The sequence below is a fragment of the Streptomyces sp. AHA2 genome, from assembly GCF_036857595.1.
Taxonomy (GTDB): domain Bacteria; phylum Actinomycetota; class Actinomycetes; order Streptomycetales; family Streptomycetaceae; genus Streptomyces.
This window is the reverse complement of the sequence record NZ_JAUQWJ010000002.1, coordinates 344,107-353,890: the sequence shown is the minus strand read 5'-3', so window position 1 is coordinate 353,890 and position 9,784 is coordinate 344,107. Positions and strand designations below refer to the sequence as shown.

Here is a 9,784-nt window from a genome sequence, read left to right as displayed (position 1 = left end):
TGGAAGCCCCGCCGCCCGGGACCGGAGCGAGACGAACGGCGGGACGATCAGGCTGCGCGTGCGCCTTCGGGCAGGGGCGGGGGCTTGCCGGCCTCCAGGAGTTCGCGCGTGTACTCGTCGCGCCGGGCCTTCGGCAAATCGAACACCAGGTAGCCCGCTGCCTTGCCCTTGCCGGCCTTGCTGATGCGGCCTTCGGAGGCCCAGCGCCAGATGGTGCCTACGGGCACACCGGCGTAGTAGGCGGCGTCCGCGGCGGAGACGTAGCCGGGGAGCATGGGCACCTCCCCCGGAAATGACTCAGGGCCGTCGCGCGCGCGACGGCCCTGGAGACACGAGTATCAGATTGATCGCAGTTTGCTTCGGTGCTGGTCAGATTGTCAAGCAGGGGCGGTTGAGGCTGGTGTGTCGGTCAGCGGTCGAGGCGGCGGGTCATGATGGCGCCGCCGACGACGGCGATCACTAGATAGACGGCCAGGCCGATGAGCATGCGGCCGGTGTTCGGCTCACCTGGCAGGAGGATCAACACGAGGGCGATCAGGCCCAGGATCAGCGGGCCGAGGATCGTCACCCAGAACAGGGTGTGGTAGCGCTCCATCAGGGGTTCTCCTACTGCTGGTTGGTGGTCTTGGCCCACACGCCGCGGGTGCGGCTGTGGACGGTGCGCTGGTCGACGGGCCCGGCGTAGTGGTGGTGGTGCACGTCCGGGGTGGTGTCCTTCGCGCGCTTCATGACGCGGCCGATGGCGAGCGCGAGGGCGGTGGGGGCGCCGAAAACGAGGGCGACGACGGCCGGGTTGGCGTAGCCGGACGCCCACAGGACGGCGGTGGTGGCGCCTCCGCTGGTGGCGATGAGGACGCTGGCGCCGAGCATGCGCGCGGTGTCGTCGACGGCCTTGGCGCTCATGGGCGGCCGGCCGGGCTGGGGGACGGGCGGGGTGGTGCCGTACTGCGGGATGGGGGTCTCGTCGCGGTAGCTGGTCTGGCGGATAGTGTCGCGCACGGCGGCCTTGATGACGGCGTCGGTCAGGCTGCCGCCGGCGGCCTGCCCGGCCTTCTCGGCGGTGGACTGCTGCGGGTCGGGCAGGGGGTACACGGCTGGTCACTCCTCAAGAGATTCGCTACGTTGCGTGATTGTCAGGATGGGGCGGGTCTGACAGTCAGGAGGGGTGTCAGATGCAGTGTCATGCCTGATGTCAGGTGACTTTCCTTTAGGTCCCCGCCCGGCCTGACAGTCAGGAGTCAGGCCGGTTCGTGACAGTCAGATCGTCACGGTGGGTGACTTCTATGCGGGCACCGGCTCCAGCGGTGAGCGCACGATGTCGTACTCGCCGTGCCGGTCGTGGCGGAGAACGCCTTCCTTGACCAGGCGGGCGAGTTCGCCCTGGAGCCATGGCCGCTTACGGCCGGCAGCAACGGTTACCGGGGCCAGCTCCCCAGGGGAGAAGGTGAGCTGGTTGCCCTCGACCCACCGGTGGAGCTGTTCATGGAGCAGGTGGCGGGCTTCCTCGGTGGGCAGCTTTTCCTGCTGCTCGAACTGCATCCCGGTGTCAGTTTCGGCGGGCATCGGATCGTCGATGTCGAGGTTGGCGTAGGGGGCGTCGGGTTCAGGGTCGTCCGGGATCAGGCCCATGACCTCGGTGTACGCGTCTTCGATCTCTGCGGACATGGCTTCTTCCTGCTCTGTGGTGAGCTCGGCGACGGGGCCCGCCTCGGGCAGTTCCCGGCGGAGCTGGGCGATCGGCGGCAGCTCGCTGACGTCGGTGTTCGCCCGGTTCGTGCCGCGGTGGGTGCGGTTGGCGTACACCAGGCCGAGAGCGCCCGCGGTGGTGTCGTCCAGGGGGTCCCGATACGACGTGGCGGCCGTGACCAGCGAGGAAAGGTACTCGCGGTCGGTGAGGCCGGAGCGCCATTCCATCGTCCAGCGGGCCTGGTCGATGCCCATGCCGGTGGCGAAGGCGTAACCCGGCCGGCTGGAGCCCCATGCCGGGACAGCGCCAGCGTCGGTCACCGAGTCCGGCAGGCAGAACCCGGCGTCCGAGGCTTCGTCTACGCCGAAGCAGGCGGAGGCCTGGAGGTTGGCGCGCACATCGGTGGACACGTTCGTCCAGGTCGCACGCTGGAGGCTGATGACCAGCCAGATCCCCACGGACCGGGCGGCGCGGGCGATGTTGTCCAGCTCGTCGAAGTCGGCCAGGTCGGCGGCCTCTTCGACCCAGACCAGCACGGCGTTGAGCTTGGACTTCGGTGTCCACTGGTCCAGGCCCTCGTCGGCGAGTACGTCACCGCGGGCCTTGATGGCGCCGGGCAGCGCCTTGAGCAGCTGCTTCGCCTCGCGCATGTCGCTGATGAACACGTCCAGGCCGTGTTTGATGTGGCCGACGGACTGCCGTCCCTTGGAGCAGTCGATCAGCATGACGGTCATCTTGCGGCGGGTCATCAGGTGGGCGAGCAGGCCGCGGGCGAATTCGGACTTGCCGGCGCCCGTGACGCCCATGACCAGCAGGTGCTGCAGGATGTCGGCGTCGAAGGGGTTGATGATGAAGTCCTCGCCGTCGGCGTACAGGCCCAGCGGGATTGGCTCGGTGGGCAGCATCCCGAGGCGGATGGGCGGGATGAACGCCACACCGTCCTTGAGCAGGTCAGCGACGCGGATGTTGAGGACGCCATGGGCGGCGTTGTCAGGGTCCTTGGTGACGGTGACCCCGGACGGAGGCACGTGCATGCCGGCGGCCAGCTTCGGCAGAGCGGCCTGAACCTCCTCGATGGTCTGCCCGCCGGTGACCTCGATGGGCGCCCGGACCATGCCCTTGTCGTTGCCCTTGACGGACTTGACCTTGAGCTTTTCCAGGCCGATGGCCTCGGCGAGCTTGGCCAGGCCGCCCTTCTCCTCGACCTGCTCGGTCTCGTCGTGGGCGTTGCGCATCAGCTGGCGGATGTTCCAGGAGGCGGCGAACACTCCGCCGCCGAGCAGCCACAGATCCATCATCGGGTGGCCGAACGGTCCGGCTGCGGTGGCGCAGGTCAGCCAGCCCATCCCGGCCGCGACCGAGGCGGTGGCCTGGGCGCGGCGGAACTTGCGGAACTTGTTGTTGCCGCCCGCCACCTGCCAGGTCACTGCGGCGAGGGCGACCCCGCCCAGGCCGAGGCCGGCGGATGCCAGCCCGGCCTCGAGGGCGGTGTCTCCCCACATCTGGTTCGTAGCGAACCCGGCGAGCGGGGGCAAGGTGTAGGCGCCGGCCCAGGGTGCGGTGTACGGGATGGCCTTGCCGACGAGGTGGCTGACGACCTGCCCGAACAGTCCGCCCTTGCCGACGGAGATGGGCACGATGTCGGTGGTGGTGTTGACCTGCTGCTTCTTGCTGCTGGTGGTCGTTGCGGATCGGGCCATCACAGGTCCCCCATGTTGAACTCGCGGCGGCCCTTGTGGCCGTTCCTCTTCCGCTTGGCTTCCTGCTCGGGCTTGACGAAGTGCCGGTCGAACGCGTGCGCCATCTTCAGGGAACCCACTCCGAGGGCCTTGGCGGCTTCGGCGCTGACCTTCAGGTGCATGGCGACCAGGCGGGCCCTGATGCGGGACTGGGCGCCGAAGGTGTACCAGGTGCCCTTGTGGGTGGAGAGGACGGCCTGGATCTCCTCGGCGCGCATGGCGAGGATGAAGTGCAACTCCCGGCCGAGCCGGTTGACGGCCTTGGCGCAGTCCAGGATGTCCTTGGCGCCGCGGAACTCGATCCGCTCAATCGCGCTGATCATCCCGTCGCCCTGATGATTGTTCGGGTCCGGTGCGGCGGCGTGACCTGCACCGTTGTTGCCGCCGTCGCCGCGTCCACCGCCGTCGCCGGCTCCGAAGTTGACGTTGATGTTGCGCTGCTTGTGCACGCGCGGCCCGGCCTGCGCCTGCGGGCCGCCGTTGCTGCTGTGTCCCCAGGGCCGCTGACGGCCGGGGCTGTTGCTCATGCCGGAGTCCTTGTCGTCGGCCCAGTTGTAGGGCGTGGTGGGGGAAGCCATCAGTTCTCCTCGTGGAGGGTGGTGGAGCCGAACCACAGCGGGGTGCGGACCTGAACCAGGTCCGCGTCGGGGTCGTCGCCAACTTGGTTCTCGGCCCGGTCGATGAGTTCGTGTGCGGCCATGAACCGGGCGGTACAGGCGGCGGCGTACAGGTCGGTCAGACCCAGGCGGGCCTGGCTGGTGGCGAGGCGGGCGAACAGGCGACCGGTACGGGCGATGCCCTCGGTGAACCTGACGACCCGGTCGATCAGGGCGGTGCGGCGGGAGCCGTACACGGCGCGTCTCCTTCTGGGGTGTTAGTTAGTGGCGGCGCGCTTGACGCGCCGGCCGTAGGAGTCGCCGGTACCGAGCCGCTTGCCGATCTCGGCCCCGGAGAGGCTGGGGTCGGCGGCGAGCCATTCACGGGCGAGGCGCACGTGCCCGTCGAAGGAGGCGGTACCGGTCTTGCTGGTGCTTGCCTTACGGGTGGCGGTCCGCTTGTTGGTGCGGCCGGTACTGGCGGGCTTGCGTGCCGGTACCGGGGTCGAGTCCGGCACCGGGCGCAGGGCCGGTACCGGCTTGCTGTCCGGTACCGGAACGGTTGTCTCGTCACCGGCCGGTACCGGGTGGGCGGGCGACGCCGGTACCGAGGGCTCCGCGTGTCCCGGCACCGGCTTGCTGTCGGGCGCGGTACCGGCCTTGCGTCGCCCGGACTGCGGAACGGTGATCACGTGCATCCGCCAGAGGATGACGGAGGCGATCGATGCCACCAGCGCGATCAGCCACCAGGTGGCGTGGTGTCGGCCCTGAGCGTCGGTGGTGACGCCGAACATGCCGGCGGCGGCGAGGTGGTAGACGACGTTCGCCGCGATGGTCAGAGCGATCGCCTGGAGGATGTCCCGGTGCCGGCGGAAGGCTTGGATCACGTAGATGTCGATGACGAATGGCAGCAGCCATGCCACCTCGCTCGGGAAGTGAGCGAGCCGCGCCAGCGAGTACTCCCCGGAAGCGGTCAGGCCCACGGCGCCGGCAATGACGGCGCGGGCCATCCACAAGTCCAGCCGCTTGCTGTTGTCTTCCTTGCGGGCGGCCTCTGCGCGGGCCGTCTCGCGGATGGTGCGGGCCTCTTCGGTGATGCGCTCCGCCTCGTTTCGCGCGTCGGCCAGCACCTTCTCGGCCTCGGAGCGGGCACCCTCGATCTGCTCGCTGGCCGCGGCGGGCCGGGGTCGCTCCCATACGACTGCGTTGCCCTTGGCCCGCACAGGCCGCCATTCCTCTACGGAAGGCTTGGCGGGCTGGACGAGGGCCTGGCCGTCGGGGCCGTACAGGGTGCGGGGTGCGGCCGGGGCGGTGGTCACGGTTCGGTTCCTCTCGTATGTCGTGGAGGCGGGCTGACGTCTCCCCGCGCTCCCGCCCGTGCGGGACGGGCGGGAGAGGCAGGCGTCAGACGCTGTGGTGGATGGTGGGCTGAACGGTGGTGTCGGAGTCGCGGTTGAAGGCGATCTCCTCGAGGGCCCCGGCGATGCGGGTGAGGGCGGCAGCGATGGCGACGTTCGCGCGGGCGTCGGCCTCGCGGACCTGCTCGCGGCTGGGCGCGTGGAAGCCGTCCTTGGGCTTGAGGGCGTCGAGGGCCTGGTCGACGAGCTGGGCGGTAGTGATGGGCATGGGGTCCTTCCGGGTTGGATCGGCGTTGCCGGGGCTGGGTGCCGGGCGGCGGCTGGGGGTGGTACCGCCGCCCGGCGGTCAGGGGGTCAGGCGGCGGGCTTGGGCATGGCCCGGCAGTTGGTGGCGTGACCATTGGCCTGCTGACGGGCATCCCAGTCCCAGCGGCCGATCCCGTTGTCGGTCTCGCTGCACCCGAGGCACATCCAGTGGTGGTCCTCGGCGCCGTAGCGGCCGGATCCGGTGACGTGGACCTCGGCGCCGCCCTGGGTGAGGAAGCGCATCAGAACGTCGTTAGCGGGCTTCTCGGTGGCGGTCACGGTCTCGGCCATGGGGTTGTCCTTTCGTCGGGTGAGGAAGGCGAACATCGGGTCGGCTCCTAGTCAGCGGTTCAGTGCAGCGGTCGGTGGGAGTCAGGCGGCGGCGGGGTAGTCGAAGCCGTCGAGCTCGGCGAGCAGGCCCGGGTCGGCGGCGAGGCGGATCTCCGCCCGACGGGCCCGGCCGGCAGCCGCATACTCGGCGAACAGGTCGGAGATGGACAGCGCCGTCGGCACGAGAGCCACGGCACGGGCCGCGCCCTGGTCGAGGACGGCATGGTCGGCGGAGAACAGGAACGGAGACATGACGGTGGTTCCTCACTGGTCAGGTGGGTCAGGGAAGGGGGAACGGCAGGCGGCAGGGTGAAGTCAGTTGATCTGCACGCAGGTGACGATGCGGTTGTTGTCGTACTTGACGAACGAGTCGCAGTCGCCGCACTGGAAGCCGCCGCGGCACTCGTCCATCAAGGCGTCGCAACACTCGGGGGTCTCGCTGACGCCGAGTTCGTCGCCCGCGTCCAGGGCGCTGATGTCGATCTGAGACATGGCTGATCTCCTCGGTTGGTCATGCCGGGATGAGATGGGGGTGGAGCACCGCGGGCGACGGGACGGAGGGGAGCCGTGGACATCCGCCACCCGCGGTGGAACAGGGGGCCCTACTTGGGCCGGGACTTGCTCTGCCGGTTGGCTTCGGCGACCTTGCGGGACAGTTCCGCGCGCTCGGCGTCGGTCACGACACGTCCCGCACCGCGTGCAGGTGCCGGACCCGGGCCGGCTTCGGCGCCGAGACCGCGGTGGCCGAGGTGCGCCAGCGGGTGTAGGGCCGCATGGTGTCGGGGTCGACGATCAGCACCCACACGGACGGGGACTGGCCGTCCCACGCCGGCAGGGCGTCCACGATCTTCTGGGCGGTCGCCCGCTGCAGCTCCTGGCGCTCCCGCTCGGTCACAACGCACGCTCCGGCACGACGATGAACCGGTCGTTCGCCAGGTCCATGTGGACGGTGGCGGGCTGGCCCTGCCGGGTCAGCTCAGCCGCCTTCTCCTCCGCCGGCCACGACCCACGCGGGTGACCCGCCGGGAAGTCGGCCAACACCTCCCGGGCACTCACGACGCACCGTCGATCAAGTTCAGGCAGCCTGCGGCCTCCAGCTGGCAGCGGCACATCCGCATCTCGTCCTGCGCCGCCAGACAACCGTCGAAGTCGGCTGCGGCAGAAGCGGCTCGGCAGTGGGCCGAAGCGTTCTCGTAGCGGACCACGGCCCGCCGCACCTCCGGCGTCATCCGCGAGTACGAACGCAGGTCGTGCACCGGAGCGAACGAGCGCTCCAGACGGGCCAGAGCTGCAGCAGCAGCCGGCGACAGCGGGGCGGTGGGGGTCTCGGGTGCGATGGTCATCAGGCCACCTCCGTGGCGGTCACGGTCGCGTCGCGCAGGAAGTCGGCGAGCGCGGCCTCGGAGATTCGGAATCGGGGACGGCCATGGCCCTTGGCGATGTCGATCGCCGTGAGGCGGCCGGACTTGATGAGCTGACGCACGTGCTGCGAGGTGCCACCGATGCGGCGGGCCACCTCTCCGGTGGTCAGGTAGTCGCCCGTAGGGGCGACGGAGACAGGTGTCACTAGGTGCTCCCCTGCGGTCGACTGGGGTGGACACCTAGATAGAAGCAGAGTGCTCCAGAGCAATCAATAGCTCTAGAGCAGAATAGGCGAATCCAAGACAGCAAAAAGGCCCCCGCCCACTTGGGCGGGGGCCAGAAGTAGCAGGTCAGGCGGGGAAGTCGTACACGAAGAGGAACTTCGAAGCGTCCAGAACCATTCGATTGATCTCGACGACACGACCATCCGCACGCATGGCCGAGCGGTGCTGTTCCACAACCGGCGCACCGGCCGCGAGGTGCAGATCGTCGACCTCGGCGGGCGTCGCAAGTCGGCAGCGCAGCTGCTCTCGGAACTGCACCGGCCCGTGCCCCGCTTCACGCAGCCGGGCATAGGTGCCGCCTGGACCCGAGTCGATCTGGGTGATGCGCGTCCCTCGGGCGAGGTCGTCCGGGATGTAACTGGTCGCCCTCATGACGACCTCCCCCTCGACGACGTAGCGCCGATTGCGAGTCCACACAGCCTCGCCGGCTTCAAGGTCGAGGGCGCGGGCCACGTCCGCCGGCGCTTCAATGAGCTCAATCTGCACGTCGCGCGCTTCGAGGTCACGGTCATCGATGTCGGCCACCCACATCGATCGACCTTCACCCCACTGCGCGGCCGACAGCCGCTTCAGTGCGTTACGGACGATGGGCCGCCACTCGGCGACGTACCATCCGGAACCGACGCGCGACTCGATCAGGCCTTCGTCGCGCAGCACGCCGAGGGCCTGCCGGACGGTCATTTGGGAGACGTCGTAGTGATCGCGCAGGCCCCGCTCTGACGGCAGCTTGCGCGCCTCCCCGAACTCACCGGCGTTGATCCGCCTACGCAGGTCGTCGGCGATCTCCCGGTACTTGTGTGGCTCGCCGGGCTTGCGTGGCACGGGCTCTCCTTAGGGACGGATTCATCTAGAGCAACGCTACCTGCTCTACATCAGCGCTGGTCAATGCACGCCTGCTGTGAATCTCCCCGAGGGACTGGCGTCAATTGCTCTAGAGCGCTACGTTGGCGTAGTCGCGTTGTGACGGTGCGCACACCGCAGCAGGGCTCGCATGCCCAGCAACGCAAACGGCCGGACGGTCGCCACCGTCCGGCCGAAGTAGCAGCGGGTCGCCACCCGCTGTCAGCAACTCAATCCTGCAGAGATTGGAGTCTGCCCATGACTGTAGCGCTTCCCCTCTCCCCCGACCACTTGCTCGACGCGCCGTTGCCGCAGCTGCTCGCCGAGACCGGTGCCGAGGTCGTCGACAGTTCGATCACCGACCGGGAGTTCTTCGGCGCCGTCGTCCAGCACAAGAACGGCGACCTGCTCCTCGCCATGCCGACCGGCCGCAGCGAACTGGAGCACGACACCATCGCCCGCTACCTTCTCGCCCAGGTCTTCGACATCGACCTACCCAAGCTGCCGGCTCCCTTCGTCACAACCGAGATCTGAACGTCAGACCCCAGCCCTAGAGTCCAGCAGGCCCGCCCCACACAGCGGCGGGCCTGTTGCACGTGAGGAGACCGAATGCCCGAAGAGGTCGTCTACGTCCTCGGTACACCCGGCAGCAACACTGTCAAGATTGGGCGCACGGCGAACCTGCCGAAACGTGTGGCCGACATCCAACGCATGTCGCCTGTGCCGCTGACCGTCCTGTGGACGCACCCGGGCGGCAGCGAGCTGGAGTCTCGCCTGCACCGGCACTTCGCATCCCAGCGGTCACATGGGGAGTGGTTCACCTTCACCTCAGGCGATCCCGTCCCGCAGATCAAGGCGGCCGTCGCCGCGGCTCCTTGGGCGAAGCCACCTCAGGTCCCTATTGCGCACGAGGTCGTACAGCCCAAGCCGAGACGGGTCTCGCAGTCCGAGTTCGCTGTCATGCTTGAGGCGGCCGAGCGAAGCGTCAGAGTCGATCACGACACGAGCGCCCTGCGATCCGCGCTCTCCGCCCGACTGTCCGAGGTTGAGAGCATCCCCGATCTCTCGGAACGCTTCGAGGGAGCTCGCGATCTACGTGCGGAGATCTCCGAAGGTGAACGCGCCTTCCTGGCTATGGAGCGGGAAGCCGTCGCGGAACTCAAGGCTTCAGGGCTGACCTGGCGACAGATCGGCCAGCTGCTCCGCATGTCGGGTGCCCGAGCCGAACAGATCGCCAAGGCCGCCTAGCCCCACCGCTGGCGGTGTCGCGCACCTGACGACG

General features: G+C 68.8%; 18 protein-coding genes. 2 read left to right on the top strand and 16 right to left on the bottom strand.

The features are described from left to right. Positions 1–47: 47 nt before the first annotated feature. The 16 genes from Q5694_RS05610 to Q5694_RS05535 all read right to left on the bottom strand — a co-directional run bounded on the left by Q5694_RS05610 (position 48) and on the right by Q5694_RS05535 (position 8,484). Positions 48–275 carry a DNA-binding protein gene (locus tag Q5694_RS05610; RefSeq protein ID WP_333930904.1) on the bottom strand — a complete coding sequence of 76 codons (228 nt, stop codon included), beginning with the start codon at positions 273–275 and terminating at the stop codon, positions 48–50. A gap of 134 nt (positions 276–409) precedes the next feature. After that, positions 410–595 (bottom strand): hypothetical protein, encoded by a 186-nt coding sequence (locus Q5694_RS05605; RefSeq protein WP_333930902.1) that lies wholly within the window; start codon positions 593–595, stop codon positions 410–412. 11 nt (positions 596–606) lie between these two features. Further along, the gene (locus Q5694_RS05600) at positions 607–1,092 is read right to left on the bottom strand and encodes a hypothetical protein (protein WP_333930901.1); all 486 of its coding nucleotides are present in this window, start codon (positions 1,090–1,092) and stop codon (positions 607–609) included. A 189-nt stretch (positions 1,093–1,281) separates the two neighbouring features. Continuing rightward, a complete protein-coding gene (locus Q5694_RS05595; protein ID WP_333930900.1) occupies positions 1,282–3,387 on the bottom strand; it encodes an FtsK/SpoIIIE domain-containing protein in 2,106 nt (701 codons plus the stop codon). Further along, on the bottom strand, positions 3,387–4,004 hold the full coding sequence (locus Q5694_RS05590) for a hypothetical protein (protein WP_333930899.1): 618 nt from the start codon (positions 4,002–4,004) through the stop codon (positions 3,387–3,389). The genes Q5694_RS05595 and Q5694_RS05590 overlap by 1 nt, the downstream gene beginning before the upstream one ends. Then, positions 4,004–4,279: a hypothetical protein gene (locus Q5694_RS05585; RefSeq protein ID WP_333930897.1), complete on the bottom strand. Its 276-nt coding sequence runs from the start codon at positions 4,277–4,279 to the stop codon at positions 4,004–4,006. Before Q5694_RS05585 ends, Q5694_RS05590 begins: the two co-directional genes overlap by 1 nt. A 21-nt stretch (positions 4,280–4,300) precedes the next feature. Beyond that, positions 4,301–5,341 carry a DivIVA domain-containing protein gene (locus Q5694_RS05580; protein WP_333930896.1) on the bottom strand — a complete coding sequence of 347 codons (1,041 nt, stop codon included), beginning with the start codon at positions 5,339–5,341 and terminating at the stop codon, positions 4,301–4,303. Between the two features lie 85 nt (positions 5,342–5,426). Continuing rightward, positions 5,427–5,648, bottom strand: coding sequence for a hypothetical protein (locus Q5694_RS05575; RefSeq protein ID WP_333930895.1), 222 nt, complete (start codon positions 5,646–5,648; stop codon positions 5,427–5,429). An 86-nt stretch (positions 5,649–5,734) separates the two neighbouring features. After that, the gene (locus Q5694_RS05570; RefSeq protein WP_333930894.1) at positions 5,735–6,013 is read right to left on the bottom strand and encodes a hypothetical protein; all 279 of its coding nucleotides are present in this window, start codon (positions 6,011–6,013) and stop codon (positions 5,735–5,737) included. A 45-nt stretch (positions 6,014–6,058) separates the two neighbouring features. Next, positions 6,059–6,268: a hypothetical protein gene (locus Q5694_RS05565; RefSeq protein ID WP_333930893.1), complete on the bottom strand. Its 210-nt coding sequence runs from the start codon at positions 6,266–6,268 to the stop codon at positions 6,059–6,061. A 63-nt stretch (positions 6,269–6,331) separates the two neighbouring features. Then, entirely contained in the window at positions 6,332–6,508 is a 177-nt protein-coding gene (locus tag Q5694_RS05560; protein ID WP_333930891.1) for a hypothetical protein, read from the bottom strand. A gap of 184 nt (positions 6,509–6,692) precedes the next feature. Next, positions 6,693–6,911 carry a hypothetical protein gene (locus tag Q5694_RS05555; RefSeq protein ID WP_333930890.1) on the bottom strand — a complete coding sequence of 73 codons (219 nt, stop codon included), beginning with the start codon at positions 6,909–6,911 and terminating at the stop codon, positions 6,693–6,695. Continuing rightward, a complete protein-coding gene (locus tag Q5694_RS05550) occupies positions 6,908–7,072 on the bottom strand; it encodes a hypothetical protein (protein ID WP_333930889.1) in 165 nt (54 codons plus the stop codon). Before Q5694_RS05550 ends, Q5694_RS05555 begins: the two co-directional genes overlap by 4 nt. Then, positions 7,069–7,359 carry a hypothetical protein gene (locus Q5694_RS05545; RefSeq protein WP_333930888.1) on the bottom strand — a complete coding sequence of 97 codons (291 nt, stop codon included), beginning with the start codon at positions 7,357–7,359 and terminating at the stop codon, positions 7,069–7,071. Before Q5694_RS05545 ends, Q5694_RS05550 begins: the two co-directional genes overlap by 4 nt. Continuing rightward, positions 7,359–7,583: a helix-turn-helix domain-containing protein gene (locus Q5694_RS05540; protein ID WP_333930886.1), complete on the bottom strand. Its 225-nt coding sequence runs from the start codon at positions 7,581–7,583 to the stop codon at positions 7,359–7,361. Before Q5694_RS05540 ends, Q5694_RS05545 begins: the two co-directional genes overlap by 1 nt. Before the next feature lie 145 nt (positions 7,584–7,728). Then, complete coding sequence (locus tag Q5694_RS05535; protein WP_333930885.1) at positions 7,729–8,484, bottom strand: GntR family transcriptional regulator; 756 nt, start codon at positions 8,482–8,484, stop codon at positions 7,729–7,731. Positions 8,485–8,760: 276 nt separating this feature from the next. On the opposite strand from Q5694_RS05535, the gene Q5694_RS05530 reads away from it, so the two are divergent. Both Q5694_RS05530 and Q5694_RS05525 read left to right on the top strand, forming a co-directional pair. After that, the gene (locus tag Q5694_RS05530; RefSeq protein WP_333930884.1) at positions 8,761–9,036 is read left to right on the top strand and encodes a hypothetical protein; all 276 of its coding nucleotides are present in this window, start codon (positions 8,761–8,763) and stop codon (positions 9,034–9,036) included. A 75-nt stretch (positions 9,037–9,111) separates the two neighbouring features. Beyond that, positions 9,112–9,750: a GIY-YIG nuclease family protein gene (locus Q5694_RS05525; RefSeq protein WP_333930883.1), complete on the top strand. Its 639-nt coding sequence runs from the start codon at positions 9,112–9,114 to the stop codon at positions 9,748–9,750. The last annotated feature ends 34 nt before the right edge of the window (positions 9,751–9,784 follow it).